This window comes from Nonomuraea sp. KM90 (assembly GCF_052246675.1).
Taxonomy (GTDB): domain Bacteria; phylum Actinomycetota; class Actinomycetes; order Streptosporangiales; family Streptosporangiaceae; genus Nonomuraea.
Genome location: NZ_JBQQCB010000091.1, coordinates 1 through 25,734 on the forward strand (window position 1 = coordinate 1; position 25,734 = coordinate 25,734).

25 protein-coding genes and 3 pseudogenes are annotated in these 25,734 nt (G+C 70.1%); 16 read left to right on the forward strand and 12 right to left on the reverse strand.

Annotated features, from left to right (window positions below):
* Nucleotides 1–532: 532 nt before the first annotated feature.
* Both ACTWPW_RS46765 and ACTWPW_RS46770 read right to left on the reverse strand, forming a co-directional pair.
* Nucleotides 533–1,348 (reverse strand): hypothetical protein, encoded by an 816-nt coding sequence (locus ACTWPW_RS46765; RefSeq protein ID WP_375117689.1) that lies wholly within the window; start codon nt 1,346–1,348, stop codon nt 533–535.
* Between the two features lie 50 nt (nt 1,349–1,398).
* A complete protein-coding gene (locus ACTWPW_RS46770) occupies nt 1,399–1,590 on the reverse strand; it encodes a hypothetical protein (RefSeq protein ID WP_443172537.1) in 192 nt (63 codons plus the stop codon).
* Between the two features lie 57 nt (nt 1,591–1,647).
* Here ACTWPW_RS46770 and ACTWPW_RS46775 point away from each other — a divergent pair.
* A pseudogene (locus ACTWPW_RS46775) lies at nt 1,648–2,550 on the forward strand (aminoglycoside phosphotransferase family protein).
* A gap of 152 nt (nt 2,551–2,702) precedes the next feature.
* Nucleotides 2,703–2,957 carry a hypothetical protein gene (locus tag ACTWPW_RS46780; RefSeq protein ID WP_443172538.1) on the forward strand — a complete coding sequence of 85 codons (255 nt, stop codon included), beginning with the start codon at nt 2,703–2,705 and terminating at the stop codon, nt 2,955–2,957.
* Nucleotides 2,958–2,966: 9 nt separating this feature from the next.
* On the opposite strand, the gene ACTWPW_RS46785 is transcribed toward ACTWPW_RS46780, so the two are convergent.
* On the reverse strand, nt 2,967–4,166 hold the full coding sequence (locus tag ACTWPW_RS46785) for a YbfB/YjiJ family MFS transporter (RefSeq protein WP_443172539.1): 1,200 nt from the start codon (nt 4,164–4,166) through the stop codon (nt 2,967–2,969).
* Between the two features lie 595 nt (nt 4,167–4,761).
* On the opposite strand from ACTWPW_RS46785, the gene ACTWPW_RS46790 reads away from it, so the two are divergent.
* The 4 genes from ACTWPW_RS46790 (at nt 4,762) to ACTWPW_RS46805 (ending at nt 7,601) form a co-directional block, all read left to right on the forward strand.
* A complete protein-coding gene (locus ACTWPW_RS46790) occupies nt 4,762–5,472 on the forward strand; it encodes an SDR family NAD(P)-dependent oxidoreductase (RefSeq protein WP_443172540.1) in 711 nt (236 codons plus the stop codon).
* Between the two features lie 2 nt (nt 5,473–5,474).
* Nucleotides 5,475–5,840, forward strand: coding sequence for an SgcJ/EcaC family oxidoreductase (locus ACTWPW_RS46795; protein ID WP_443172541.1), 366 nt, complete (start codon nt 5,475–5,477; stop codon nt 5,838–5,840).
* A 76-nt stretch (nt 5,841–5,916) separates the two neighbouring features.
* Nucleotides 5,917–6,534 carry a VOC family protein gene (locus ACTWPW_RS46800; RefSeq protein ID WP_443172542.1) on the forward strand — a complete coding sequence of 206 codons (618 nt, stop codon included), beginning with the start codon at nt 5,917–5,919 and terminating at the stop codon, nt 6,532–6,534.
* Nucleotides 6,531–7,601, forward strand: a complete 1,071-nt coding sequence (locus tag ACTWPW_RS46805; protein ID WP_443172543.1) for an alcohol dehydrogenase catalytic domain-containing protein — start codon at nt 6,531–6,533, stop codon at nt 7,599–7,601. The genes ACTWPW_RS46800 and ACTWPW_RS46805 overlap by 4 nt, the downstream gene beginning before the upstream one ends.
* Before the next feature lie 213 nt (nt 7,602–7,814).
* Here ACTWPW_RS46805 and fxlM read toward each other — a convergent pair whose 3' ends face one another.
* Together fxlM and ACTWPW_RS46815 are read right to left on the reverse strand one after the other, a co-directional pair.
* Nucleotides 7,815–9,038, reverse strand: coding sequence for a methyltransferase, FxLD system (gene fxlM, locus ACTWPW_RS46810; protein WP_443172544.1), 1,224 nt, complete (start codon nt 9,036–9,038; stop codon nt 7,815–7,817).
* A 476-nt stretch (nt 9,039–9,514) separates the two neighbouring features.
* A complete protein-coding gene (locus ACTWPW_RS46815; RefSeq protein WP_443172545.1) occupies nt 9,515–10,993 on the reverse strand; it encodes an MFS transporter in 1,479 nt (492 codons plus the stop codon).
* 65 nt (nt 10,994–11,058) lie between these two features.
* Here ACTWPW_RS46815 and ACTWPW_RS46820 point away from each other — a divergent pair, with 65 nt between their 5' ends.
* Together ACTWPW_RS46820 and ACTWPW_RS46825 are read left to right on the forward strand one after the other, a co-directional pair.
* A complete protein-coding gene (locus ACTWPW_RS46820; protein ID WP_375117697.1) occupies nt 11,059–12,027 on the forward strand; it encodes a helix-turn-helix transcriptional regulator in 969 nt (322 codons plus the stop codon).
* 316 nt (nt 12,028–12,343) lie between these two features.
* On the forward strand, nt 12,344–12,787 hold the full coding sequence (locus ACTWPW_RS46825; RefSeq protein ID WP_375117698.1) for a VOC family protein: 444 nt from the start codon (nt 12,344–12,346) through the stop codon (nt 12,785–12,787).
* A 167-nt stretch (nt 12,788–12,954) separates the two neighbouring features.
* Here ACTWPW_RS46825 and ACTWPW_RS46830 read toward each other — a convergent pair.
* A pseudogene (locus ACTWPW_RS46830) lies at nt 12,955–13,080 on the reverse strand (IS30 family transposase); the annotation flags it as partial.
* A 66-nt stretch (nt 13,081–13,146) separates the two neighbouring features.
* On the opposite strand from ACTWPW_RS46830, the gene ACTWPW_RS46835 reads away from it, so the two are divergent.
* Nucleotides 13,147–14,103, forward strand: a complete 957-nt coding sequence (locus ACTWPW_RS46835; RefSeq protein ID WP_443172546.1) for a TIGR01777 family oxidoreductase — start codon at nt 13,147–13,149, stop codon at nt 14,101–14,103.
* Nucleotides 14,104–14,234: 131 nt separating this feature from the next.
* Here ACTWPW_RS46835 and ACTWPW_RS46840 read toward each other — a convergent pair whose 3' ends face one another.
* Complete coding sequence (locus ACTWPW_RS46840; RefSeq protein ID WP_443172547.1) at nt 14,235–14,501, reverse strand: hypothetical protein; 267 nt, start codon at nt 14,499–14,501, stop codon at nt 14,235–14,237.
* A 254-nt stretch (nt 14,502–14,755) separates the two neighbouring features.
* Here ACTWPW_RS46840 and ACTWPW_RS46845 point away from each other — a divergent pair, with 254 nt between their 5' ends.
* Together ACTWPW_RS46845 and ACTWPW_RS46850 are read left to right on the forward strand one after the other, a co-directional pair.
* Entirely contained in the window at nt 14,756–15,421 is a 666-nt protein-coding gene (locus ACTWPW_RS46845) for an MFS transporter (RefSeq protein ID WP_443172548.1), read from the forward strand.
* Nucleotides 15,422–15,493: 72 nt separating this feature from the next.
* Nucleotides 15,494–15,691 (forward strand): hypothetical protein, encoded by a 198-nt coding sequence (locus ACTWPW_RS46850; RefSeq protein ID WP_443172549.1) that lies wholly within the window; start codon nt 15,494–15,496, stop codon nt 15,689–15,691.
* 39 nt (nt 15,692–15,730) lie between these two features.
* On the opposite strand, the gene ACTWPW_RS46855 is transcribed toward ACTWPW_RS46850, so the two are convergent.
* From ACTWPW_RS46855 to katG, 3 genes are all read right to left on the reverse strand, one after another.
* Nucleotides 15,731–15,859 carry a hypothetical protein gene (locus ACTWPW_RS46855; protein ID WP_443172550.1) on the reverse strand — a complete coding sequence of 43 codons (129 nt, stop codon included), beginning with the start codon at nt 15,857–15,859 and terminating at the stop codon, nt 15,731–15,733.
* Nucleotides 15,860–16,075: 216 nt separating this feature from the next.
* A complete protein-coding gene (locus tag ACTWPW_RS46860; RefSeq protein ID WP_443172551.1) occupies nt 16,076–16,486 on the reverse strand; it encodes a hypothetical protein in 411 nt (136 codons plus the stop codon).
* 34 nt (nt 16,487–16,520) lie between these two features.
* The gene (gene katG / locus ACTWPW_RS46865) at nt 16,521–18,797 is read right to left on the reverse strand and encodes a catalase/peroxidase HPI (protein WP_443172552.1); all 2,277 of its coding nucleotides are present in this window, start codon (nt 18,795–18,797) and stop codon (nt 16,521–16,523) included.
* A gap of 102 nt (nt 18,798–18,899) precedes the next feature.
* On the opposite strand from katG, the pseudogene ACTWPW_RS46870 reads away from it, so the two are divergent.
* From ACTWPW_RS46870 to cynS, 4 genes and pseudogenes are all read left to right on the forward strand, one after another.
* Nucleotides 18,900–19,025, forward strand: a pseudogene (locus ACTWPW_RS46870) (transposase); the annotation flags it as partial.
* A gap of 252 nt (nt 19,026–19,277) precedes the next feature.
* Complete coding sequence (locus ACTWPW_RS46875) at nt 19,278–20,207, forward strand: LysR family transcriptional regulator (RefSeq protein ID WP_443172553.1); 930 nt, start codon at nt 19,278–19,280, stop codon at nt 20,205–20,207.
* Between the two features lie 94 nt (nt 20,208–20,301).
* Nucleotides 20,302–21,465 carry an NAD-dependent formate dehydrogenase gene (locus tag ACTWPW_RS46880; RefSeq protein ID WP_443172554.1) on the forward strand — a complete coding sequence of 388 codons (1,164 nt, stop codon included), beginning with the start codon at nt 20,302–20,304 and terminating at the stop codon, nt 21,463–21,465.
* Nucleotides 21,466–21,632: 167 nt separating this feature from the next.
* Complete coding sequence (gene cynS, locus ACTWPW_RS46885; protein ID WP_443172555.1) at nt 21,633–22,076, forward strand: cyanase; 444 nt, start codon at nt 21,633–21,635, stop codon at nt 22,074–22,076.
* Between the two features lie 214 nt (nt 22,077–22,290).
* On the opposite strand, the gene ACTWPW_RS46890 is transcribed toward cynS, so the two are convergent.
* On the reverse strand, nt 22,291–23,289 hold the full coding sequence (locus ACTWPW_RS46890; protein ID WP_443172556.1) for a helix-turn-helix domain-containing protein: 999 nt from the start codon (nt 23,287–23,289) through the stop codon (nt 22,291–22,293).
* 59 nt (nt 23,290–23,348) lie between these two features.
* Between ACTWPW_RS46890 and ACTWPW_RS46895 the strand changes: the two genes are divergently transcribed.
* Nucleotides 23,349–24,572, forward strand: a complete 1,224-nt coding sequence (locus ACTWPW_RS46895; RefSeq protein WP_443172557.1) for an MFS transporter — start codon at nt 23,349–23,351, stop codon at nt 24,570–24,572.
* 73 nt (nt 24,573–24,645) lie between these two features.
* Here ACTWPW_RS46895 and ACTWPW_RS46900 read toward each other — a convergent pair whose 3' ends face one another.
* Entirely contained in the window at nt 24,646–25,560 is a 915-nt protein-coding gene (locus tag ACTWPW_RS46900) for an NmrA family NAD(P)-binding protein (protein ID WP_443172558.1), read from the reverse strand.
* Nucleotides 25,561–25,734 lie beyond the last annotated feature (174 nt).

Here is a 25,734-nt window from a genome sequence, read left to right on the forward strand (position 1 = left end):
CAAGCCGCGACCCGAGCACGGCAGGTGCCTCACGCTCTGAAACCAAGGCCTCTACCTGCGGGAACGGTCCTCGTCGACGAATTGGACCGAGAAATGATCACCAAGAATCAAGCCGTGGATTCAGGCTAAGAAAGCGCTGGCGAGCCTGCTGGGCGGGATCCCGCCCGTCCTCTCAGGTCAAGACATGGCCGCGTTGTTATCGGCTGAGCCTGCGAGCTTTGTTCCCCCACTGGCGATCTGGGCCACTCACCGGCGAGGGGGTCACGGTGGACACTGGGCATACCCAGGCTCACGATGCTTGTGCGCGCAGCCGCTGCCCGCATGGCCTGAAGCTTCTGCTCAGGGGCGGCGAGAGTGCTCTCGATCGCGGAGACTTCACCGAGCCAGCCTTGATCCTTGGCTTCGGAGAGGCGGTCGATCGGGTTGGCGCGAATTTCTTCACGTCGAGGCATCTGAGCTGGATCAACGCGAAGAAGAGCACAGCTGACACAGGCTTCTCTGAACTACGGTCTTCTGCTGGGTCCGCACCACGTTAACGAGGTCGTCGGCCAGCGGAGGGCTGCTCGACCCTTGGCCCGCCCGTGTGCGGCATCTGGACGTAGCCTTCGGCAGGCACGGGAAGCGCCTCGACGCATGCCGTCGAGCAGGCGTTGACCAGCAAGGGCAGAATGTCAGCGCCCGACGTCCATAGGGAGATCCAGACCTGGCGGAGGTTCACGCCTTCGACGTGCTGATCGCAAACGCTGCACGTACGGATGGCGGAGGCACCCCATACACCGGGGTCTAGGTCTTCGAGGCCAATGTCTTGGGTGCCTGCCGCTACGGCCGACAACAGCGGAAAGGGCGGTCGCCGCTTGTAGTTACCGTAGAGGGCGCGGGTGCTCACCGTGCTGCGCTGTAGGTTGGGGCACCGGGTGATCTCGTACGGGAACCAGTGCAGGCGGTAGGAGGTATACGGGGTGAACTCCTCAAGGCTTCGCATAGCGCCGATCTCAGGCGGGATACGCACCAAATTGCTGCCATAGAGCACGAGGTGTTTCACCGAGGTGAGTTTGGCGATGGTTGGCGGGAGCGTGACGACCTGGCGCCGCTGTTCCGCGGTGAGTTCGACCAGCGGCTTGAAGACCTCCCGTCCGTCGGCTGCTGCCTCTTCAATCAGCTCGAGAAGGCGGATCCATCCGGATGCCGTGGTGTCCTGGCGTTCTCGGTGGAAGCGGGTCGTTCGCTGCGGCTTGGTGCTGGTCTGCTCGATGCACCCGCAGAGATCACGAGGCGAACCTTGGCCGCCGGGACCAACGGCCTCAGCCCAGCGATTCGAGAACACCTGCGGCGACAACTCCTCACTCATCCGCTCACAGTAACGTCACAGCAGGCGAGTTGTATGTACGACTTCGGTGCTCAATGATCTTTACTCCTGGCGGTAGGCATGCCGAGGCCGACGACTGTTCGCTGGTGGGAACGCCGGTCGATCTGGGCAAGTTTGTCTTCTGCGTCGACGAGGCTCACCTTGAGGCCTACTACTTCCCCGAGCCAGCCTTCGCGTTCGGCCTCAGCGATGCGGGCGACGAGGTTGTCACGGATCTCCTCCAACCGGCCGCGCGGAGAGCGAGAGCCGCTCCGCCTGCCACCTCAGTACTGTGACTTCGCATGACCGATACCGAGATCGAGATCACCGCAGACCTGGTCCGCGACCTGCTGCAGGATCAACATCCAGACCTTGCAGGGCTGGCCATCCGCGAGGTGGCGGGTGGCTGGGGCAACCAGATGTGGCGTCTCGGGGACGAGTTGGCCGTGCGCATGCAGCGCATGGACCCCACCCCGGAGCTCCAGCTCAAGGAGCGGCGGTGGCTACCCGTGCTGGCCCCGCGCCTGCCGCTCCCGGTGCCGACCCCGGTGCGGTTCGGCGAACCGTCCGCGCGCTTCCCCAAACACTGGACCGTGATGACGTGGGTTCCCGGCGAGCCGCTGGACCACGGCTCGATCAGCCGCGGCGCCCACGCGGCCGACACACTGGCGGGCTTCCTCCAGGCGCTCCATGGGGAGGCGCCCGCCGAGGCCCCGGCCAGTTCGGACTTCGGCGCTCACCCAAAGAGGTGCACGGGCGGCTTCGAGCAGTTCTTGTAGGCCATTGACCCCGACGCCGTCGGCGATGTCCGCGCCGTCCGGGCCGTCTGGGCCGATGCCGTCGCGGCCCCCGAGTGGGAAGGCCCGCCGGTGTGGGTGCACGGCGACCTCCATCCCGCCAATGTCATCGTCTCGAACGGAACACTCTCGGGCGTGATCGATTTCGGTGCCTTGTTCGCCAGCGACCCGGCGTGGGACCTCGGCGCCGCGTGGGTGCTGCTGCCCGCGGGCGCGGCCGCACGATTCTTCGACGCGTACGCGCACGCCGACGAGGCGACGATCCGGCGCGCCCGCGGGCTGGCCGCTATGAAGAGCCTCTTCCTGATGCTCATGGGGCAGAACGGAGATCGGGGCCTTCCCGGCGGTAAACCGAGCTGGGGACCTGCAGGCCGGGCGGCACTTGATCGTGTTCTGAAGGGCGTTTGATGCACACTTCTTGAGCCTGTTCTCGATCTTGGTTGAGGGCCATGTCCCGGATGGGCCGGCAGGCAAGCTGATGCCGGTCGATGAGGTCGGCGGGGAGCGAGCCGGCAGCACCAGCCAACCCGGCAAGCCTGGCATGAAGCGACCACAGCACCATGAGCAGCGATCATGCCCACCAGAACGGGAACGCCGAACCCACCCCAGGCCAACCCGATGGCCGAGTTCCGGGCACCTACGAGGTGACCGTGGCCGACACCCGGGAGGCCGCGCGGTCGGTGGTGGCGCAGTTGGAGAGGCAGGTGCTGCTCGCCATGCTCTCCAACGACCCGCACCCGCTCGGTTCCCTGTGGGCGAACTGCCTGGCGGTCCTCGGCGCCCAGGCGCAGAACAAGGTGCCCGAGGCCCTCTGACCCCCGCCGCTAAGCGGAGTGGCGCGGGTAGCTAACGCGCAGCACAGCAGCGGCCACGGCCGCCGCCAGAACGATGGCGCCAGCCAGGATCAGCGCCCGGTGGTAACCGTGGCGCAGCAGCGGGGCCACGACCAGGGGACCGAGGATCTGGCCCACGGAGTACCCGGTGGTCAGCAGCGCGACGGAGCGGGGAAAGCGCAGGCGGGCGCCCGCGTCCAGGGAGAGCGTGCTGACCCCGATGAACGTCGCCCCGAACAGCACCGCCGCGACGAGCGCGGTCGTCACCCCCGGCACCAGGGCCGGCAGCACGATGCCGCCCGCCTGGATGACGAGGGCGGTGAGCAGCAGCCCCGGCACCGACCAGCGGCGCCCGAGCCGGGCCCACAAGGCCGCGGACGGCACGGCCGCCACCCCGACCAGCACCCAGGCGCAGCTCCCCACCCACCCGGGGCTCGTCTCCTCGATCGCCGCCGCCAGGAACGTGGCCGCGACGATGTAACCGACGCCTTCGAGCGTGTACGAGGTGAACAGCACGGCGAACCGACCCCGCAGCGCCGCTCCGCCGGCCTTCACCCCACCGGACCTGGCGGGCTTGGCCTGCGGGGTCTCCGGGCGCAGGTTCCATGCGGCGGCGGTGAGCAGCGCGACCAGCAGGGCCGACGCCCACCAGGCCGCCCGCCAGTCGGCGGCCGAACGCACCACGAGCACGAGCAGGCCGGACAGCGCGATGCCGCCCCCAACGCCTCCGAACGCCCAGCCCGGCAGGTGCGTGGGATGCTCGCGCAGGTGGCTGAGCAGGGAACTGGCCGCGGTGACGAAGATCAGCGCACTGCTCACCCCGGCGATCAGCCGCAGCGTGATCCACACCGCCGCACCGCCGGTGAGCGGCATCGCGGCCAGGCTCATGGTCAGCACGACGAGGCCGGCCCGCAGCGGGGCGGGCCTGCGGATCAGCGCGGGCGACACGCTGCCGGCGAGCGCCCCGAGGAGATAGCCGACGTAGTTGGCCGTCGCCAGGTTCGCCCCGGTCGTCGCGGACAAGCCGGCCTGGGCGTGCATCAGGGGCAGGATCGGGGTGTAGACGAACCGGCCGATCCCCATGCCCGCGGCGAGCGCCGCGGCCGCCTGGCCGACGTGGACCCAGGGCGAGCGGAGCGCAGCCCCGCCCGTCCGGACCGGGAGGGCGGCGGTCAGGGAACGTCCGGTCATGGGCAGATCACTCGAAATCGGGCGGTCATGGTTTCATGGTGCGCGCTTCCCCTGGCCGGCCGCCACGACCGGCGTCCTCCCTGGTGGTAGGCAAAGCCTCGCACCCAGGCTCGTAGAGCTTCGCAAGACTTCGCCGCGGTCGCCGAAGAGCTGACCCCGGTCGGCGCCGCCCCGCTGCCGCGCACCAAAGAGCTGCCGGCCGCCGCCGACAACCTCCACAGCCGGGTCCGCCGCCTGTCCGGATCGGAGCCGCTACGGCTCGGTTACGCCAACTGGCTCCCTCCTGACCTGACTGCCCGTACCGCCCGCGATGGCCAGAGGAAGCAGCGCGGACCGCCGGCGCCACCCGCCCCTCCGTCCTGGCCGTCGCCGAGGCCCTGGGCGACGAGGGGACTTCGGCATCCAAGGCTCGGACGCCCGGCTGCCCCCTGGCTCCCCGCACCGCCGCTGACCTGCGGTAGGAGCCTACGCCTATCAGGTAGGAGAAAGCCGATCCTGGCGCGGGCGGCGTACGCCTTTGACTTCCCTTCTCCTGCCGTCTACGTTCAGCCAAATAGACGACCGGTTGTCTACTAACTCTTCAAGGAAGGTCATCATGAGTTCTCAGAAGGTCGCCATCGTCACCGGCGCCTCGCAGGGCATCGGCGCCGCCGTCGTCGACGCCTACCGCAAGCTCGGCTACGGCGTCGTCGCCGTCTCGCGCACGATCGCCCCCTCCACCGACCCGGGTGTCGTGACCGTCCAGGGCGACGTCGCCGACCGCGCCACCGCCGAACGCGCCGTGGCCGCCGCCGTCGAGCGCTTCGGCCGGGTCGACAGCCTGGTCAACAACGCCGGCATCTTCGTGGCGAAGCCGTTCACCGATTACACCGTGGACGACTACGCCGCCGTCAGGGGAGTCAACATCGACGGTTTCTTCCACATCACCCAGCTCGCCATCGAGCGCATGCTCGCTCAGGATGGCGGCGGTCACGTCGTCAGCATCACCACCAGCCTGGTCGACAACGCCGACGCCCGGGTCCCGTCCGTGCTGGCCAGCCTCAGCAAGGGCGGCCTGCAGTCCGCCACGAAGTCCCTGGCCATCGAGTACGCCAAGCGCGGCATCCGCGTCAACGCCGTCTCGCCGGGCACCATCAAGACGCCCATGCACCCGGAGGAGACCCACGAAGTCCTCGCCGGGCTGCACCCGGTGGGCCGGCTCGGCGAGATCAGCGATGTGGTGGACGCGGTCGTGTTCCTGGAGCAGGCCCCGTTCGTCACCGGTGAGATCCTCCATGTCGACGGCGGCATGAGCGCCGGACACTGACCATGAACACCGACACCGAAGCGGTGCTCCGGGACGTCCTTGACCGGTGGAGAGCCGGCGTCGACGCACACCGGCCGCAGCAGGTCGCCGCCCTGTTCACCGAGGACGCGATCTTCCAGGGATTGCGTCCCTACAGCGTCGGCCGGCCCGGCATCGCCGCCTACTACGACTCGCAGCCGCCCGGGCTGGCCGCCGCCTACCGCATCGTCGAGACCCGGGCCCTCGCCGACGACCTCGTCCTCGGCTACCTCGCCGTCGACTTCACCTTCACCGACCGGCCCACCCTCCACGTGTGGCTCAGCGTGCTCGTGAAACGGACCGAAGACGGCTGGCGCATCACCCACTACCAGGTCTCCCACCTCGACTGAGGACAAGCGATCGCAGCCGGCTGCGCGAGCCTCTCGCATTGCCGGCATTTCCTACCAAGCGCAGGAGGCGCACATCATGGACATGAAGCTAGAAGTGGTCGTGGTACCGGTCGCGGACGTCGACCGGGCCAAGGACTTCTACACGGGACTGGGCTGGCGGCTGGACGCCGACATCGCCACCGGTGAGGACTTCCGGGTCGTGCAGGTGACCCCGCCCGGCTCGCCGGCCTCGGTCATCTTCGGTACGTCGGTCACGTCGCAGACGCCGGGCTCGGCGCAGGGCCTGCACCTGATCGTCGACGACATCGCCGCCGCCCACGACGAACTCAAGCGGCTCGGCGCCGAACCCAGCGAGGTCTTCCACGACGCCGGCGGCGTCTTCCACCACGCCGGCACCGACGCCCGGATCCCTGGCGCGGATCCGCAGCGCAGCAGCTACGGCTCGTTCCTGTCGTTCAGCGACCCCGACGGCAACGGCTGGGTGCTGCAGGAGGTCACCACCCGGCTCCCGGGACGGGTGGACCCGTCCGCCACCACGTACGCCTCCACCGCCGACCTCGCCGCCGCGCTGCGCCGCGCCGCCGCCGCACACGGCGAGCACGAGGCCCGCACCGGCGCCGAAGACCCCAACTGGCCGGACTGGTACGCCGACTACCTGGTACGCGAGCAGGCCGGAAGCGAGCTGCCGGCATGAGCGAGAACACCTACCGCGGCTCCACCCATCCGGCCTCCGCCGGGCAGGACTCCACCTACCGGGCCTTCATCGTCACCGGCCAGCGGCAGTTCACCCTCGTCGAGCGCGAGCGGCACGAGCCGTCACCCGGTCAGGTGCGCATCCGGGTCGAGGCCTGCGGCATCTGCCACACCGACGTCCTCGCCGTGGAGGGGCTGCGGCCCGATCCCTCGGCGCCGATCGTGCCCGGCCACGAGATCATCGGCGTGATCGAGGCCCTCGGCGACGGGGTCGATCCGACGTGGCAGGTCGGCGACCGCGTCGGCGTCGGATTCCTCGGCGGCCAGGACAACACCTGTCAGGCGTGCCGGCGCGGCGACTTCGTCAACTGCTCCGACCAGCCGCAGACGGGCACCGGCATCGACGGCGGCTACGCCGAAGTTACCTACGCGCGGGCGACCGGCCTCGTACGGATCCCGCCCGGCCTCGACGCTCTCGCCGGCGCGCCACTGCTGTGCGCGGGCCTGACCATGTACAACGCGCTGATCTCGGCCTCGGCGCGGCCCGGCTCACTGGTCGCGGTGCAGGGCATCGGCGGCCTCGGCCACCTCGGCATCCAGTACGCCCGCGCGCTGGGCCACCGGGTCGTCGCCATCGCCCGGGGCACCGCCAAGGCCACGCTCGCCGCCGAGCTCGGCGCCCACCACTACATCGACAGCACGCAGACCGACCCCGGCGCCGCCCTGCGCCAGCTCGGCGGGGCCGCGGTCATCGTTGCCACCGCCGCCTCCGGCGCGTCGATGTCGCCACTGCTGCAAGGGCTCGGCCGGCGCGGCGAACTGGTCGTCGTCGGAGCCGCCCCCGACCCGATCCAGGTGGCCACGAGCGACCTCATCTTCGGCGAGCACGTCGTGCGGGGCAGCCTGACCGGCACCGCGATCGAGAACGAGGACAACCTGCACTTCACCCTCGACCACGGCATCCGGTCCCACAACGAGGTGTTCCCGCTGAGCGAGGCACCCAAGGCCTACCAGCACATGATCAACGGCGACGCCCGCTTCCGCGCCGTCCTCGACCCCACGGCATGAGACACCCATCGCTGGACGGAACGGTCGCGGTCGTCACCGGTGGCGGTGGCGCCACCGCACGCGCGGGCGACCAGGGCGGTCGCCCTGGTCGCCCGTGGCAACCGGCGTCTGCGCTCCCATCCCGTGAACACGTTACGGCCTGCGTCCGGGCATACCACCCAGACGCCGCCTCCACCGCCGCTCGCACCCCGCGGGGTTCGGCCTGAACCCTGATCACGTCCGCCACTGCATGACCAGCTGCGTGTGGCGCTTGCGGAATACCCGTCCCACGGCAGGTTCGGGGACTGCGGCGCCCGCCGGGTAGAGGGTGAAGCCGGGCCCGGGGCGGTGCCGCCGGTCACGGTCCCAGGTCAGTACGTGATCATGCAGCCGGCGGGCCAGATCGGCGCCCTGCGGGCCGTGTCCGTAAATGCCGAATTCATGCCGGACCTTGCCACTCTGGTCGTCACGGTGGGCCTCGCGGGCCGTGAGATAGGCGAAGCTGTCGGGCGCGATGAGTGCCGGGCAGAACCAGCGGGCGGCGGTGCGAACGAGGGCGCATTCACTGGCGGGGTCGCGGTAGATGAGCCCGAACAGATCGTCCTCGGTCACGATCCACAGGTTCAGTGTCTCGAACGACTCATGGCTGTCGACCGTGACCCCCGTCCACAACTCTGTCCGGTCCCCCTCCAGGGCACGGTTGAGCGCGGCCTCGTCGAGTTCAGGTCCGCCGTCGATCGTCAACGAGACGGCACCGCCGGCCAGTTCCGCTTCCTGGGACCGGTGGGCGCCCTCGCCCTGCAGCGCGACGAACCCGCACACGGTGGGGTCACGGCCGACGAGCCGATCTCCTTCCTGGACGAAGGTGATCGACCTGGTGGTCGACTTGAAGATCAGCGGAACGACCAGGCGACCGCCCGGTGCGAGCAGTTTGCCCCACGGGCAGTCCCAGACCCCGACCGTCACCAAGATGGCGTCGAACGGGCCAAGATCGTCGACCGCGTGTTCGGCGTCGCCGAGAACGACCTGTACCTGCGGGTAGCCGGTCTCGGCGAGGAATCTGCTCGCACGTTCGCACACCCATGGATCGATATCGACGGTGACGACGTGCCCTTCCGGTCCCACGATCTCGGAGATGACGGCGGCGTTGTAGCCACCGGAACCGATCTCCAGCACCCGGTCACCCGACCCGATCCGTGCCGCTTCGATCATCTGCGCCTGCAACCAAGGGGCACTGACAGAGCTGGTGGCCCGCCCGCGCTCGTCGAACCGGGTCCGGATGACCTCGTGGACCGCGTAGGCGGCCTTCAGGCTCGTGGCTTCCGGGCCGAAAACCTCACGGGGAACGTTGCCAAACGCCGCCGCCACCTCGGGCCGGCGAATCGAGCCTTGCTCGAGCAGCGCCGCGACCATCTCAGAGCGGAGCCGCTGCGCGGACTCGGAGGTGACGGTCTCCATCGGTGTCGGCACCCCACAGACCCTAGCTTCGACCCTTGATCCTTCTCAGCGACTCCCCTGGAGACCGCCAGAGTCCTGACCTGGCTTTCCGCAGGCAAGAAGTGCCCTTTCCGGTCCCGATCGGCGGGTCAGGAGGCTACGCCGGTGTGCCCTCCGGGCGCAGCGGATGGATCGGATTGGACCAGGTCGCCCAACTGGAGGACGCGACGCACATGGGGGCGGATCTGCTGCGCGACAGCCACCCCACGAGGTGAGCGTGCGGCTGTTCCACGTGATGGCGGAGCTTGCCAAGATCGCCGCCACCATGCCATGGGACGTACCGAAGTCGCGCAGCGGTCCGGCGGGCCGATGCCCTGGGGGCCCACCGCCGTCGCATGATCGCTCATGTACGTGATATCGGCCCTTTTCACGTACCTGATCACGTACGGGCTTGCCGACCGGTCGGCCGCTCGTGACGTGGGGGCGGCAGGGGTTCTCTACTCGGCATGCTCGACTGCGGCTTTCGGGAGTGCGAGCAGCACGAGCACCGTGATCAGGTAGAGCCCGGCGGAGACGATCAGGACGATGCTGAGCGCGTGACCGTAGTCGGCCGGCACCGGCGCTCCGGTGGCTGACCCGGTGACGGAGGTGAAGAAGATCGTGCCGAGAACGGCGATGCCGACGGCGCCGCCGATCTGGTTGGCGGTGGAGAGCACCCCGCCGGCGGCGCCCGCGTTGCGTCCGGGGACGCCTGCGAGGACGACGTTGACGAGAACGGGTGCGGCGAGACCGAGCCCGAGGCCACCGATGAAGAGCGCGAGGGCGAGGAGCCAGTATCCGGGATCGTTGCCGTCCTTGACGATGGACCACAGGACGAGCTGGGATGCCGCGATGGTGAGCGAGCCGGCGATCAGGAGCGTTCTGCCCGCCTTGGCGGCGAGCGCGACGCCGAGGCCGGAGGTGATGATCGAGCCGAGCGCGTACGGGAGGATCACCAGGCCGGTCTCCCCTGCGGTGCGGCCGGTTCCGTTCTGGAGGTAGATCGAGAGGGTGAGGAAGTACGACCCGATGCCGCCGAAGAAGAGCACCGAAGCGCTCAGGCCGACTGCGAAGGCGCGGATTCTCAGCAGAGCCGGGTCGAAGACGGGTTCGTCTCCGTGTCCGGTGAGGCGGCGCTCGTGGGTGAGGAAGATCGCGAGCACGATGATTCCGGCGGCGAGGAGGGCGTAGCTGGCCCAGGTCCATCCCCATGTCTCGGTCTGGACGATCGGCAGCAGCAGGAGAAGGATGCCCGTGGCCGCGAGGAGCGCGCCTGGGAGGTCCAGTCGCGCGGTCGAGGCGGAGCGGGACTCCGGCAGGACCTTCGCGCCGATGACGAGCGCCAGGATCGAGACGGGCACGTTGATCCAGAAGATCGTACGCCAGCCCAGGTCGAACAGGTTGGTGTCGACGAGCAGCCCGCCCAGCAGCGGGCCGGCGACCGAGGCGAGGCCCTGGACCGCTCCGTAGGCGCCGAACGCCTTGGCACGCTCGCCCGGAGCGAATGACGCCCGGATGATCCCGAACACCTGCGGAACCATGATCCCGGCGGTCAGCCCCTGCCCGGCCCGCATGCCGATGAGCATCCCCGGATCGACGGCCAGCGCGCACAGCGCCGAGGTGACCATGAATCCGGCCAGCCCGATCACGAACAACCGCTTGCGGCCGTACTGATCGCCGAGGCGTCCACCGGTGATCAGGCCCGCGCCCAGGGCGAGGATGTAGGCGGCGATCGTCCACTGGATCTGAGCGTCGCCGGCACCCAGGTCCCGGGCTATCGCCGGGGCCGCGACGGTGACGATCGTCGCGTCGAGAAGGTCCAGGAAGGAACCGAAGAGCACCACCAACAGCGCCGCGGTCCCGCCGGCGCCGGCGATGGGTGTCGGAGAAGCCTCAGTGGTACGGGTGCCCCCTCCGGGGCTCGGTGAATCGGTCATGCGGGCCACCATCACCGGCATAGTTGCCATCGAGTGACCGCTACAGGTGAGAAAATCCGACAATCATGGCTGCTACCTCCGCGCGGACGCTCAAGCTGCTGTCCATCTTTGGGATCGGTGCGACCCTGACCGCCGAGGAACTCGCCTCCCGGCTTGGAACGTCAGTGAGAACCGTACGTCGCGACATCGATACGCTCCGGGATCTCGGGTACGAGATCGAGGCCGTCCGCGGAGCGGGTGGGGGATATCGGCTCGGTCGTGCTACCCGCCTGCCGCCGGTCGTCTTCGATGAGGACCAGGCCGTCGCCACGGCGGTCGCGCTCCAGACCGTGCCGACGGTCCTGTCCGGCATCCGCGAGAACGCGGCCCGTGCTCTCGCCACGCTGCACCAGGCGATGCCCGCGCGCAGCCGCCTGCACGCCGAAGCGTTCACCGTCTCATCAGCCCGCAACTACTGGGAGTTCCCCGCGCCACCGATCGACGCCGAGATCGTCCGCGCCGTCGGCAGCGCGATCAACCGGCGGCACCTCGTTCGCGTGGACTACACCGGCGACGGCGAACCCGTCACGCTCACGCTGGAGCCGCACGACCTCGTGGTCTGGGCCGCACGCTGGTATCTGGTCGCCTTCGACCCGGATGCGGACCGATGGCGCGCGATGCGCGTGGATCGCATCAGACCACGGATGCCCACGCACACCTCCTTCGACCGGCGTGACATCCCGCACGGCGATCCCGCCGCCTTCGTCATGACCGCGCACGACCGCGGAGACGCCGCCGCCGAATGGCCATGCCGTGGCTCAGCCATCCTCGCCCTGCCCACCTCCACCGTCGCCCGGTTCGCCCCCGGCGGATCAACAGTCGGGTACGACACCGAAACCACCTGCCGACTCACCCTCGGCGCATGGTCATGGCCAGGACTGGCAGGGCTGCTCCTCACCTTCGACGCCGACATCACAGACATCGAACCGGCCGAACTCAGGCAAGCCCTGCATGCCCTGCGCACCCGCATCACCAAGGGACTCCGACCGGGCTGACCTGCACATGTGGCATCCGTATGTCACCCTTCGCGCAAGATCATCGGCGACCTCACCCGGCCGCGGCGCCTCACCACATCGGCACCCCGGTGGCCCCGTAACGCTCCAGAACGGCTGCACAGCTTCTGCCCCGCCAAAGCCTCACCTGGCCGGACCGCGCCCTACTCCGCGCCCTCGCCCGCCTACTCCCCCGGGCACTGCGCAACCACCGGATCGCTGCCGGCTGCACCCCGAGCCCACAACCGGTGAAGCCGTTAAGAAGCGGTACGGGCCGGGGACACGTTTGAGAGAAGACCCCCAGGACAAGGAGAGCGTCATGCCCCACTCCCCCGCCCCGCTGGCGAACGTCTTCACCATCGGCGTCCGCAACTTCACCGCCCAGCGCGACTTCTACCGCAGCATGGGCTGGCCGCAGGTGGTCGACGACGACAACTACGCCGCCTTCGAGCTCCGCGGCGCCGTGCTCGGACTCTTCCCCCTGCAGAACCTCGCGGCCGACGGCAACACCGAGCCGGCCCCCATCGACAACGGCATCAGCTTCACCATCGGCATCATGACCGACAGCGCCGAGGACGTGGACCGTCTGGTCGACCGCTTCCGCAAGGCGGGAGCGCGCATCACCAAGGAGCCGGAGGACGCCGAGTTCTTCGAGGGACGGTCGGCCTACCTGGCCGATCCCGAGGGCAACTACTTCGAGGTGGCCTGGGCAACCAGCGACAACACGATCGTGGCGGCGGCACGCCGAGCGGCCGGACAATAACCGACCGCCGCACCGCGACGCACCGACCGGCTCTGGCTGACGGCGTTGGCCTCCCGAATCCACCCTCGAAAGACCGTCACAGGACTGATCAGCGAGTACCGCAATGCAGCCTGATCGCCCTGCGAACGCCCAGCTCAGCTACAGTATTCGCCGTTCTGGCGCCGGACAGGCGATACGGGGCCGAGATCAGGAAGGAGCATCCCGCCGGCATCCAGGAACCACAGCGATCCGCAGCTGGTCGACACGCCGACGACACGTGCCGCCACTGCGCCCTTGTAACGCTGTCGCGGCATGAGCCACTTTTGAACGCGTTCAGCCAGGCGCGCTAGGCTTGTCCCACTCACCTTGGGAGAAGCCGGATGAAGATTGTGATACCCGGGGGAACCGGACAGGTAGGCGCCATCCTCAGTCGCGCGCTGACCGCCGCCGGCCATAACGTTGTGATCCTGACCAGGCGGCCGGTGCGCGATCGCGACGTCCGCTGGGATGCCCAGACGCTTGGCCCATGGGCGAAGGAACTCGACGGCAGCGACGTAGTGATCAATCTGGCCGGACGCAGCGTCAACTGTCGTTACACGCCTGACAATCTGCGGGCCATGATGGATTCGCGGGTGCATTCCACCCGGGCGGTGGGTGAGGCGGTCGCGGCCGCCGTACGGCCTCCCCGCGTCTGGTTGCAGATGAGCACCGCCACGCTCTACTCCCACCGCTTCGACGCCCCCAACGACGAGGCGACCGGCGTGGTGGGCGGAAACGAACCGGGCGTGCCCGGCTACTGGGCCTACAGCGTCGAGATCGCGAAAGCGTGGGAGCGGGAGCAGGAGCAGGCCGAAACCCCGCACACGCGCAAGGTCAGCATGCGCGCCGCCATGGTGATGAGCCCCGACCGCGGCGGCGTCTTCGACGCCTTGCAGCGGCTCGCGCGCCTCGGCCTTGGCGGCCCGATCGCCGGCGGCGCGCAGTACGTGTCCTGGATCCACGACCGCGACTTCGTCCGCGCCGTCGAGTTCCTGGCCGACCGCGACGACCTCGCCGGGCCGGTGAACCTCGCCGCTCCCGTTCCTTTACCGCAGCGCACGTTCATGCGCGTGCTGCGCGCCGCGTGGGGTGTTCCGGTGGGCCTGCCCGCAACGAAGTGGATGGCCGAGCTCGGCGCGTTCGCGCTGCGCTCGGACACCGAACTCCTGTTGAAAAGCCGCCGCGTCGTCCCCGGCCGCCTGCTCGAAGCGGGCTTCGCCTTCGACTACCCGCAGTGGCCGGAGGCCGCCGACGACCTCGTGCGACGCCGGCGCGGCGGGCCTGGCTCCACCATGTGAGCCTTCGGGCTCCTCCAGCGACTTCACGGCCGCCGGCCGCCCCCTCTACGGCTGGCCCGTCGACCGGACCCGACCACCCGGCGAGGTGCCCACCGGAAACGCGCTGACCGTCCGGCCGGCCGGACACCCTCTCAGCCCTGGCCGATGACCGGTATTTCGAGCCGCGGTTCGTCCTCGGCGCCGCCGGCACGCGCATCCGTACACGTCACCGAGCCTTCGCCCATGACAGCGACGCTCCGGATCAATGCGCCGCCGCGTGACTGCTGCCACGACCAAACCTCTCCGGCGAACCCGGAGGCGTCGCCCTCGGCGGCCTTCTTGATCGCCTCGCTCAGCTCGACCCAGTGCGGGACGTCCGGTTCCGGGCCGGGCGAGGTGAAGCTGGGGGCGGCGGCCACCTTCCGGTCGAACCCCCGTGCAGGCGGCCCCGGTCGGGCACTCGTACGGCAGCACGCCGCCGGGCTCGACGGTGTTGCGCGGGGTCGACGCCGACCACGTCGAAGCGGTCACGTAGCCTCGACGTCTGCCGTCCGCGAGCTTGAGCCGTTCGAAGTGGCCGGGGGAAGGCATCTCGCTCTTCGCTGGTGGGCGTTCGGTGTTCTCCTTGCAGTGGGATGGACGGGGTAGTCAAGTCCGGTGCAAACTGATCCCCATGCACGATCATCAACCGCAACAGAATGCCGCTCTGCCGGGCGGGGAGCGACCGGCATGGGCGTTGATCGGCCCAGGGATCGCCGCGCTCACCGGCCTTTACCTGCTGACGATGCCTTTCGGGCCCGCAGCGCGGGTTTCGCTGCAGTCGGACCTGGCTTTGCCCGGCCAAACCGCCCTGCTCATGACTCTCGTTGCGTACCTGGTCAGCGCGGCAGCGGGTGGAGCGCTGGGCGTTGGCCTCGGTGGACGTTTGCTGACGACGGTGGGCATGACGGCCACCGCCTTCATGATCATCGGTGTACTGCTGAACGCGCTCGCCCCCGACAGCGGAATCTACGTGACCGGCCGGGTGCTGAGCGGGCTCGGTGCCGGTGGCGTGGTGGGGGCGACGGTGGCGGTCGCGCGGCGGGCGGGCCGCAGCCGGGGCGCGATGATCGCGATACTGGCAGGTCTTGGTGTCCTCGCTCTGATTCTTGGCCCGTTGATCAATCACGGGCTGTCGAGCGCGTTGTCGTGGAGGTTGGGATACCTCTTCACGGTGCTTCCTCTGGTCGTGGGGCTGATCGTCGCTGCTGTCAGCGGTTTCGTGCTGTTCCTGACCCGGCGACCCGCGCAACCGCATCCGGCCGGCCTGCCGTACCCACCAGCCGAGCAACGGCCTTGAAACGGCCTTCCGGAGACCAGACCGAAATATCGTCCGCGTAATTGGCTCTGGTGGGCGGAGCCGGCGGCGTAGATGGCCGCGCCCCGGCGGCGGGCCGAGCCGCCACGGCGCAGCCGCATCAGTGGGAGCCGTTCGCCGTTCTCCCTGACCACGGCCCAGTTCATGGGCCGCTTCCGGGCGCTGCGCGAGCAAGGGCAGCGCATCGGTGAGTCCATCGACGACGTGACCTTCCCGCCACCACCGACCTCGGCGACCACGCCGCGATCGTGAAGCGGCGGGGCAAGGACGGCGAGCCGGTGCTCTACGCCCTCATCTGGCGCGTACCAGCTCTTGATCCGGGGCCGGATCGTGCTGGATGCCACGCACGGCCTGCCGGCCCGGATCGAGCAGCACGAACAGAAAGGGTCGAACTCCGAGCAGCCCCTTGGCGGCGATCAACAGCCTCCCGTATTTGACCAGGCCGCGTAACCCTCGAAGGACTTACGCGCTCGACCGCTTAGACCGACATTATGTGGCGCCTTTTATGGTGTCGCCCGAGACCGTACTCGGGAGCGATTCCATGTCACAGCGAAAGGTGAAGCGCAGGCGCGCTGCCATGCGGCGCGCGGAGGCTCTGCGGCAGGAGCAGCGCAGGCGTCTCAGGCGCAGGGTCGGCTACGGCGCCGCCGCCGTGGTGTCGGTGGTGTTCGTGGCGATCGGGGTGCTGGCGTACCTGTCGGTCGGCAACTCCTCCCCGCCCGCCGCCGGGACCGCACCGCCTTCGGCCTCCGCGACGGCCCGGCCGACGACCACGACCACGACCACAACCACGACCACCCCCACGCCCACGCTCTCGCCGAGCGCGACGTCCAGCCCCAAGGCATCCCCCACCGAGAAGGGATAGCCACTCCGCGAGCCGTGACGGCACGCCATCAGCCGCCCATGGAGTTCCCGGCTTCCGAAGCTGAACTTGTCGTCGCGCCGTAGCCCGTGCAGGCAGGAGCCCTTCGCCAGGGCGGGATCGAAGCCCGCGCCGTGGATGAGTTGTGCGGACAGATCCCATGGCGGACGGGCCCGGTCGATCATGGTGGCTCGACCGGGCTCGTCGGGTGGGGACGGGTCAGGCGAGGTCGAACCGGTCGAGTTCCATGACCTTGGTCCAGGCTGCGACGAAGTCCGTCACGAACTTGTCGCGGGCGTCCTGGCTGGCGTAGACCTCCGCGAGGGCTCGTAGCTGGGAGTTGGAGCCGAAGATGAGATCGACCGCGGTGGCGGTCCACTTCACCTCATCGGTGGCCACGTCGCGGATCTCGTACACATGATCCTCGGAGCCCGAGGCCTTCCACCGCGTGCCCGGGGAGAGCAGGTTGGTGAAGAAGTCGTTGGTGAGCACGCCGGGCCGGTCGGTGAGGACGCCGTGCCGGGTACCGCCGAAGTTGGCTCCGAGAGAACGCAGGCCGCCGAGCAGGACGGTCATTTCGGGCGGGGTCAGGTTGAGCAGGTAGGCACGATCGACGAGCAGCACCTCCGGTTGGGTCTTCTCACCGGAACTCAGGTAGTTGCGGAACCCGTCGGCCCGCGGCTCGAGGACCCGGAAGGACTCGACGTCGGTCTGCTCCTGGGTGGCGTCGGTGCGGCCCGGGCGGAACGGCACCGTCACCTCCACGCCGGCCTCGCGTGCCGCCTTCTCGACGGCGGCCGAGCCGGCCAGGACGATCAGGTCGGCGAGCGAGATCTTCGCGCCCCCGAGCTCGTTGAACTCGCGCTGGATGCCCTCGAGGGTGTCCAGGACCGTCGCGAGCTGCTCGGGCTGGTTGACCTCCCAGTCGCGCTGCGGCCGGAGACGGAGCCGGGCGCCGTTGGCGCCGCCGCGCTTGTCGGTGGCCCGGAAGCTCGCGGCGGCGGCCCAGGCGGTGGAGACCAGCTGAGCGGTCGTGAGGCCGGACTCCAGGACCTTCGCCTTGAGGGAAGCGACGTCGGCGTCGCCCACGAGTTCGTGGTCGACCGCCGGCACCGGGTCCTGCCACAGCTGGGGCTCGGCGACCCACGGTCCGAGGAAGCGGGTGACCGGACCCATGTCGCGGTGCAGCAGCTTGTACCAGGCCTTGGCGAAGGCCAGCGCGAACTCGTCGGGGTTCTCCAGGAAGTGGAGGGAGATCTTCTGGTACGTCGGGTCGACGCGCAGCGCCAGGTCGGTCGTGAGCATCGTCGGCTTGTGCTTCTTCGCCGGGTCATGGGCGTCCGGGATGATCGCCTCGGCGTCCTTCGCGACCCACTGCTTCCCGCCGCCGGGGCTCGTGGTGAGCTCCCACTCGTGGCCGAAGAGGATCTCGAAGAAGCGGTTGCTCCACTGCGTCGGCCGGTCGGTCCACGTCACCTCGAGACCGCTGGTGATCGTGTCACCTGCCTTGCCGGTGCCGTGGCTGCTCAGCCAGCCCAGGCCCTGCGCCTCCAGCGGCGCGGCCTCGGGCTCCGGCCCCACGTGGTCGTCCGCGATGCCGGCGCCGTGGGTCTTGCCAAACGTGTGGCCGCCGGCGATGAGGGCGACAGTCTCCTCGTCGTTCATCGCCATCCGGCCGAAGGTCTCGCGGATGAAATGCGCTGCCGCGGCCGGGTCCGGGTTGCCGCGGGGGCCCTCCGGGTTGACGTAGATGAGGCCCATCTCGGTCGCGCCGACGTTCGGCACCATCTCGTTGTCGGTGACGTAGCGCTCGTCACCGAGCCAGGCGTCCTCCGGACCCCAGAAGATCTCCTCAGGCTCCCAGACGTCCTCGCGGCCGAAGCCGAAGCCGAAGGTCTTGAAGCCCATCGACTCCAGGGCGACGTTGCCGGCGAGCACGAGCAGGTCGGCCCACGAGATCTTCTGGCCGTACTTCTGCTTGACCGGCCACAGCAGCCGGCGGGCCTTGTCGAGGTTGGCGTTGTCGGGCCAGCTGTTGAGCGGGGCGAAACGCTGGCCGCCGTCGCCGGCCCCGCCGCGACCGTCGTGGATACGGTAGGTGCCCGCGGCGTGCCAGCTCATCCGGATCATGAGACCGCCGTAGTGGCCGAAGTCGGCCGGCCACCAGTCCTGCGAGGTGGTGAGCACCTCGATGATGTCCTGCTTGAGGGCCTCGACGTCGAGCTTCTCGAACTCCTTGGCGTAGCTGAAGCCCTCTGCCAGTGGGTTGCCCTTGGACGAGTGCGCACGCAGGACCGACAGGTCGAGCTGGTTGGGCCACCAGTCCCGGTTCGTGCGCGGACGACCGCCGGTCTTCGGGGTCGGCGAGTCGATTGCCGGGTTCTCGCTCTCGCTGCCATGCGCGGTCACGGAATCCTGCGCGAGCGGGTAGCCGGCCGCCGCCTTCCGATCCACGCCCTGCGCGCTGGAGGGGGTGTTGTCCTGGGTGTCGCTCATCTGCTTCCTCCGAACTCCGGATCACTGGGCAATGCGTTTAGTCGCACAGTCGGGGTAGGTGCCCCAATAGACGACCTCTAGACAACCTCCGGCTCGTCGACCAGGGTGATCTACTCGACCAATGCCATCGAGTCCGTGTCCACGCGGATCCGGCGGGCGGTACAGGCGCGCACTTCCCCGAATGAGCAGGCCGCGCTCAAGGGCGTCCACACGGCAACCACACACCTCGTGTGCCGTCCCTGCCTCGTCATGGCCGCTGTGCTGCGCCGGCGAGGGGGACCCGCAGCACCTCGAGCTCGCGGCGGGTCAGGCGAAGCCGTTGCGCACCGGGAGCTTCGCGGTGTCGCCGCGCCGGCCGCGGGCGGTCAGGTCGTCGATGCGGGCCGGCGGCGGGGGCGGCGCTCAACCTGGCGGCGGTGAGCCCGACCGGCGGGCTCTCGGAGGGTGGACGGAAGAGGTACGTACGCGACATCCTGTGACGTGCTGTTGCGCCAGTTGGAGTACCTCGTCGCCCTGGCCAGGGAGCGGCATTTCGCCCGCGCCGCCGCGGCCTGTCACGTCTCCCAGCCATCGCTGTCCGCGGCCATCCGCAAGCTGGAGCGCGAGCTGGACGTGCCGCTGGTGCGGCGCGGGCAACGCTTCGCCGGGCTGACGCCCGAGGGTGAGCGGGTGGTGCTGTGGGCGCACCGCATCCTCGCCGACGCCGACGGGCTGCGCCAGGACCTGTCCCGGATGCGGGAAGGGCTGTCGGGGACGCTGCGCATGGGGGCGATCCCGACCGCGCTGACCGCGGCCTCGCTGCTGACCACGCCGTTCTGCGAGCGCTATCCGCACGTACGGGTGCGGCTGACGTCGCTGTCGTCCCGGGAGATCGCCCGGCGGCTGGCGGACTACGAGATCGACATGGCGATGACGTACCTCGACGACGAGGAGGAGGATTTCGGCGAGGTGCGCACCAGCCCGCTGTACGAGGAACGCTACCTGCTGCTCACCCCGTCCGACGGCGAGCTGGCCGACCGGCGGGTGGCGCGCTGGGCCGAGGTCGCCGCGCTGCCGCTGTGCCTGCTCGCCCCCGAGATGCGCAACCGCCGCATCCTGGACGCCAACTTCCGCCAGGCCGGAACGGTGGCCGTCCCGGCGATCGAGACCGACACCGTCTCCGCCCTGTTCGCCCACGTGGCCACGCACCGGTGGTCCAGCGTGATCGCGCACGCGTGGCTGCACATGTTCGGCGTGCCGGAGGGCATGCGGGTGATCCGGCTGGAGCGGCCCGCGCGCGAACCCCGCGTCGGCCTGGTGGTGGCCGGTACGGGCCCCGAGTCGGTGATGGCCAGGGCGGTGCTGGACCTCGCCCGGGACCTTGATCTGCGTGAGGTGTTCGACCGGCTCACCCACGAGCACCTGGCATAGACGGCGCCTATCACCCGATAGACACAAACGCTTTGACCTGCGAAGACACCTCGTCGGACAGTGAGATCACCCAGACCGACAAGGAGCCGGAACCATGGCGAAAGTGTTGTGCGTGCTCTACGACGACCCGATCGACGGCTACCCCACCAGCTACGCCCGCGACGGCCTGCCTGCGCTGGCCGGCTACCCGGGCGGCCAGACGCTGCCCAGCCCGAAGGGCGTCGACTTCACCCCGGGTCAGCTGCTCGGCAGCGTCTCCGGCGAGCTGGGGCTGCGCCGTTTCCTGGAGGAGCGCGGTCACACGCTGGTGGTCACCTCCGACAAGGACGGCGACGGCTCGGAGTTCGACCGCGAGCTGGCCGACGCGGACGTGGTGATCTCGCAGCCGTTCTGGCCCGCGTACCTGACCGCCGAGCGCATCGCCCGTGCCCCCAAGCTGAAGCTGGCCGTCACCGCCGGCATCGGCTCCGATCACGTCGACCTCGACGCCGCCATCGCCCGCGGCGTCACCGTCGCCGAGGTCACCTACTGCAACAGCATCAGCGTCGCCGAGCACGTCGTGATGATGATCCTGTCTCTCGTACGCGACTACCTGCCCGCCCACCGGACGGTGCTGGATGGCGGCTGGAACATCGCCGACTGCGTCGCCCGCTCCTACGACCTGGAGGGCATGCACGTCGGCACCGTGGCCGCCGGCCGTATCGGCACGGCCGTGCTGCGCCGCCTCAAGCCGTTCGATGTGCACCTGCACTACACCGACCGGCACCGCCTGCCGCGCGAGGTCGAGGAGGAGCTCGGGCTCACCTTCCACCCCGACGCCGCCTCCATGGTCCCGGTCTGCGACGTGGTGACCATCAACGCCCCGCTCCACCCGGAGACCGAGGGCCTGTTCGGCGACGATCTGATCGCCACGATGAAGCGAGGCGCGTACCTGATCAACACCGCCCGCGCCAAGATCGCCGACCGGGACGCGATCGTCCGTGCGCTGGAGAGCGGGCAGCTCGCCGGATACGCCGGCGACGTCTGGTACCCCCAGCCCGCTCCCGCCGACCACCCCTGGCGCACCATGCCGCACCACGGCATGACCCCGCACATCTCCGGCTCCTCGCTGTCCGCCCAGGCCCGCTACGCCGCCGGCACCCGCGAGATCCTGGAGGCGTGGCTGGAGGGCACCCCGATCCGCGAGGAGTACCTCATCGTCGAGGGCGGCGCGCTGGCCGGGACCGGCGCGCACTCCTACAGCACCCGCCAGCAGTAGCGGGGATGGGCGCGGTCAGTGGCGTGCCGGGTTCGGGCCCGGCACTCAGTGCTCGCGCCCGCCCCCGATTCCCAAGTTCGAGGATGTGTCGGAGCGGCCATTCGGGCGGCTTCTCCGAGTGATTGCTACGTTGTGACGCATTGTGCTGAACACACGATGGAGGCGTTGTGCTCACCAAGAAGGAAGCGGCCGAAGCCATCCGGAACGCCAAAGTCGTCACGGGCGTGACGTGGGCCCAGCTCGCCGAGGCGGTCGGCAGGCCCCTGGCGTGGACGACGGCCGCGCTGCTCGGCCAGCATCCGATGAGCAAGGACGAGGCGACCACGGCGGCAGCCCTCCTGGAGCTCGGCGAAGACGTCGCGCTCGCCCTCCAGACGCAGCCCACCCGTGGCGCGCTGGACACGGCCGTCCCGGTCGATCCGACGATCTACCGGCTCTACGAAGTCATCCAGGTCTACGGGCCGACCATCAAGGAGCTCATCCATGAACAGTGCGGGGACGGCATCATGAGCGCCATCAATTTCCGGCTCGACGTGCGGCGAGTGCCGGACCCGGCCGGCGACCGCATCGTGATCACCATGGACGGGAAGTATCTCCCGTACCAATGGTGACGGACCCCGTATCGCATCACCGGCGGCCTTTGGCCGCGCGCGGCGCGCACCCGCCACATGACGCGAGCACATCAGCCCCACCCGCCGATACTCCAGCCGACAGCTGCGGCGGGACTCCACCCCGCCCACCGGCCCCTCCCCGCGCACTCGCTGATCGGTGCTGTGACCGGAAACGAACACAGGGTCGGCGCGTGCCCGCCACCAGCGGCCGTGCTCAGTCGCCGGCCAGGGTCCCGCCCAGAGGGGTGCGTTCGTAGCGCACGGATCGGCCGGTCCGCGTCCGCGTGACCAGGCCGGATTCGCGCAGCACGGCCAGGTGGCCGCCGACCGCGCCCAGGCTGAGACCCAGCTGGCGGACCAACTGCGTGGTCGTCGCCGGCACCGCGAGCGCCCGCAGCACCTGCGCGCGGTGCGGGCCGACCAGCCGCGCCAGCGCCGCCGCACCGGCCTGCGCGGGCGGCGGCCCGAGCAGGTCCGCGACGCCGCGCGCCGGATAGACCAGGGCGTACGGCCAGGGCGGCTCGACGTAGCTGATGAGGGTGCCGAAGACGGTCGGCATCAGCAGCAGCCCCTTGCCGCCCAGCCGGTGCCGCTCCCACTCGTTCCGGGGGCCGGTGTGGACCTCGATCACACCGTCGGCCCCTTCGGAGCGCCAGCTCACCCGCGGATCCAGGTCGGACAGCGCCGCGGCCCAGCCGTACATGGCGAGGTGCCCGGCGCGGTGCACCAGGTCGCGCTCCAGCACCGTACGCAGCCGTGGCCAGTCGGGCTCGACCAGCGCGTGCCAGGTCGCCTCCATCGCGTCCGAAAGCCGGGTGAGCACGTCCGGGGCGGCCAGGATCTGCTGGACGTGGCGCGGCGGCGTACGCAGCCCGACCAGGTTGCGGGCGATCTCCGCGCGAACCTGAGGCAGCGGGGTCGCCCGCACCGCGGCGAGTTCGACGGCGAAGTCGCCGCCGGAGCCCGAAGGCGGAGGATGGATGAAGTCGGCGTTGTAGCCGCCGCGGCGGAACAGCGTCGTCAGCGCCCCGACCGCGGGCGTCTCGCGGAGGAGCCGCGCGTACCGCGGCGCGATGCGCTCCGCCCAGGGCCGCAGCGGCCCGGCCGGCTGCTTGCCCGCCGCGACCCGCAGCGCGTTCATTGCCTCACCCAGCGGCGAGATCGCGTATCGGGTGTGCGCCACGTCGACCGGCCCGACTTCGATGGCAAGCATCTTTCGCCTCCACACGAAAGCTTAACGCCTCCGTCCCCACCGCCCCGAGACTGGCCCGCATGACGACGCTCCAGGCCGCACCGGCGCGGGCCACCTACCGCGAGGTGTTCGCAGTGGGCCAGTTCCGCGTGCTGTTCACCGGCTACACGCTCTTCCTCGGCGGCGAGACGGTGAAGATGCTCGCGCTCTCGGTGACCGTCTACGCCGGGACCGGCTCGCCGCTGCTGGCCGCGCTGGCCTACGTCGCCGGCTTCCTGCCCTACGCCCTCGGCGGCACGCTGCTGCTGGCGTACGCCGACCGGTGGCCGCCGCGGGCCGTGATGGTCGGCTACGACCTGGTCCGCGCCGCGGTCGCCGCGGTGCTCGCCGCCGGGCGGCTCTCCCCCACCGCGATGCTGGTGCTGGTGTTCGTCACAGGCATCCCCAGCGCGGTCGCCTCCGCGGCGCGCGGCGCGCTGCTGCCCGAACTGCTCGACGGCGACCGGTACGTGCTCGGCCGGGCCGTGTTCTCCATGGCCGCCGGCGGCACGCAGGTGCTCGGCTTCGCCGTGGGCGGGACGCTGATCGCGGCGCTCGGCCCGTACGGCGCGCTCTGGATCACCGTGGCGAGCTGCCTGCTGTCCGCCGCGCTGCTGCGCCTGCGGCTGGCCGAGCGGCCGCGCCGCGGCACGGCCGCAGGGTACGCGGTACGCGAGACCTGGCGCGTCAATCGCGAACTGCTGCGCACGCCGGCGATCCGTTCGCTGCTGCTGGCCCAGTGGCTGCCGCCCGCGCTCGTGGTCGGCGCCGAGGGAGTGCTCGTCCCGTACGCCGTCCGGGTCGGCACGCCGGACTCGGCCGGGCTGCTGTTCACCGCCGTGGCGCTCGGCATGCTCACCGGCGACCTCGCGATCGGCCGGCTGGTCACCCCGGAGCGAAGGGAACGGCTGGCCGGGCCGCTGGCGCTGCTGCTCGGCGCGCCGCTGCTCGGGTTCGTGCTCTCGCCCGGGCCGGTCATCGCGGCGCTGCTGCTGGCCGTGTCCGGGGTCGGGGTCGCGTACCAGCTGGGGCTGGCCCGGCGCTTCCTGGCGGCGGTGCCGGAGGCGAACCGAGGCCAGGCCTTCGGGCTGGCGCTGACCGGGACCATGACGTCGCAGGGGCTGTTCGCGGCCGGCGGCGGGGCGTTGGGCGAGCTGGTGGCGCCCGGCCTGGTCGTCGGCGCGGCGGGCGCGGCGTCCCTGCTGGCCGTACTGGGTCTCTGGCGTGTGCTCGCGCCGCCGAGGGCGGAGCGGCGCATCGCGTGAGGAGCGGGCGGGTCACCGACCCGAACGTGCGCCGGCATGGAACTCCCGGCAGGCGCGGTGTCCCACACCCGGCTCAGCCCAGGTAGAAGTCCCTGCGAGCAGCCACGAACGCCTCGATCGTCCGGGCGGGTACGCCCGTCACGCGTTCGACGTCGTCGGACGCGGCGTCGTAGCGGTTGTCCTGGTGCAGTCGGGTCAAGATGGTGGCGAGGTGCTGTTCGACGTGCGGCGGCAGGCCCGCCTTGGCGAGCACCTCGGCCCGCCACCGGTCCAGCGGCACATCCACATAGGGCACCGGACGCCCCAAGGCCCGTGAGAACTCCTCCGCCATCTCGGTCATGTCGACCATGCGTGGCCCGGTGAGCTCGTACGCGTGCCCGACGTGCGGAGCCGGGTCGCGGAGCACGGTGGTGACCACCCGGGCGACGTCGTCCACGGCGACCGGCGCCGTGCGTCCGGTGCCGAACGGCAGCGCGATCGTGCCGTTCTCCCGGATCGACCGGGCCGCCAACGTGGTGAACAGCGGATTCTCCAGGAAGACGGTCGGCCGGATGTGGACCACCGGCAGGCCCGACCATTCGAGCACCTGCTCCGCCAGCCAGTGCAGCCGGTGCTGGTGCGACTCCTCCTTGCCGGCGCCGGTGGCGGTCATCTCCGACACCGTCATCTGTGACATGTCCACCAGCGCGGTCAGCTCCCCGCGCTCCCGCGCCACGGTGGCCACCACGGTCGCCGCCAGCAGATGGTCCGGTGACACGGGCATCGAGAAGTACATCCGCCCGACGCCTTCCAGCGCGGCCGCGACGTTCTCGGGCCGGGTCAGGTCGCCGACGACGACGTCCGCCCCGAGGGCACGCAACTCAGCCGCACGCTCGTCGTCGCGGCGGACCATCGCGCGCACCGGCACGGCCTGCGCCCGCAGTCGGCCGAGCACCGTGCGGCCCGTGCCACCGGCGCCGGCGACGAGAACAAGGTTGTCGGCAACCATCGGCCGCCCTCCTTCCGACTCTCCTCGGCGACCCCGGCGCATCGCGCGTGAGCTGATCGGCGTGCGTCACCTGCTTCCGCAGCCACCCCTCGCCTCGCAGCCTGACGGCGGCGGGAAGACTCATGTCGGGATGCCTACCCCGCCCGTCGCGGCGGCGGGCAAAGGCTGAGACCG

Excerpts from the sequence above, each read along its gene's own strand:
- ACTWPW_RS46765 (WP_375117689.1), bottom strand. The coding sequence starts at position 1,348 with ATGAGTGAGGAGTTGTCGCCGCAGGTGTTCTCGAATCGCTGGGCTGAG.
- ACTWPW_RS46780 (WP_443172538.1), top strand. The coding sequence starts at position 2,703 with ATGAGCAGCGATCATGCCCACCAGAACGGGAACGCCGAACCCACCCCA.
- ACTWPW_RS46785 (WP_443172539.1), bottom strand. The coding sequence starts at position 4,166 with ATGACCGGACGTTCCCTGACCGCCGCCCTCCCGGTCCGGACGGGCGGG.
- ACTWPW_RS46790 (WP_443172540.1), top strand. The coding sequence starts at position 4,762 with ATGAGTTCTCAGAAGGTCGCCATCGTCACCGGCGCCTCGCAGGGCATC.
- ACTWPW_RS46795 (WP_443172541.1), top strand. The coding sequence starts at position 5,475 with ATGAACACCGACACCGAAGCGGTGCTCCGGGACGTCCTTGACCGGTGG.
- ACTWPW_RS46800 (WP_443172542.1), top strand. The coding sequence starts at position 5,917 with ATGGACATGAAGCTAGAAGTGGTCGTGGTACCGGTCGCGGACGTCGAC.
- ACTWPW_RS46805 (WP_443172543.1), top strand. The coding sequence starts at position 6,531 with ATGAGCGAGAACACCTACCGCGGCTCCACCCATCCGGCCTCCGCCGGG.
- fxlM (WP_443172544.1), bottom strand. The coding sequence starts at position 9,038 with ATGGAGACCGTCACCTCCGAGTCCGCGCAGCGGCTCCGCTCTGAGATG.
- ACTWPW_RS46815 (WP_443172545.1), bottom strand. The coding sequence starts at position 10,993 with ATGACCGATTCACCGAGCCCCGGAGGGGGCACCCGTACCACTGAGGCT.
- ACTWPW_RS46820 (WP_375117697.1), top strand. The coding sequence starts at position 11,059 with ATGGCTGCTACCTCCGCGCGGACGCTCAAGCTGCTGTCCATCTTTGGG.
- ACTWPW_RS46825 (WP_375117698.1), top strand. The coding sequence starts at position 12,344 with ATGCCCCACTCCCCCGCCCCGCTGGCGAACGTCTTCACCATCGGCGTC.
- ACTWPW_RS46835 (WP_443172546.1), top strand. The coding sequence starts at position 13,147 with ATGAAGATTGTGATACCCGGGGGAACCGGACAGGTAGGCGCCATCCTC.
- ACTWPW_RS46845 (WP_443172548.1), top strand. The coding sequence starts at position 14,756 with ATGCACGATCATCAACCGCAACAGAATGCCGCTCTGCCGGGCGGGGAG.
- ACTWPW_RS46850 (WP_443172549.1), top strand. The coding sequence starts at position 15,494 with ATGGCCGCGCCCCGGCGGCGGGCCGAGCCGCCACGGCGCAGCCGCATC.
- ACTWPW_RS46860 (WP_443172551.1), bottom strand. The coding sequence starts at position 16,486 with ATGATCGACCGGGCCCGTCCGCCATGGGATCTGTCCGCACAACTCATC.
- katG (WP_443172552.1), bottom strand. The coding sequence starts at position 18,797 with ATGAGCGACACCCAGGACAACACCCCCTCCAGCGCGCAGGGCGTGGAT.
- ACTWPW_RS46880 (WP_443172554.1), top strand. The coding sequence starts at position 20,302 with ATGGCGAAAGTGTTGTGCGTGCTCTACGACGACCCGATCGACGGCTAC.
- ACTWPW_RS46890 (WP_443172556.1), bottom strand. The coding sequence starts at position 23,289 with ATGCTTGCCATCGAAGTCGGGCCGGTCGACGTGGCGCACACCCGATAC.
- ACTWPW_RS46895 (WP_443172557.1), top strand. The coding sequence starts at position 23,349 with ATGACGACGCTCCAGGCCGCACCGGCGCGGGCCACCTACCGCGAGGTG.
- ACTWPW_RS46900 (WP_443172558.1), bottom strand. The coding sequence starts at position 25,560 with ATGGTTGCCGACAACCTTGTTCTCGTCGCCGGCGCCGGTGGCACGGGC.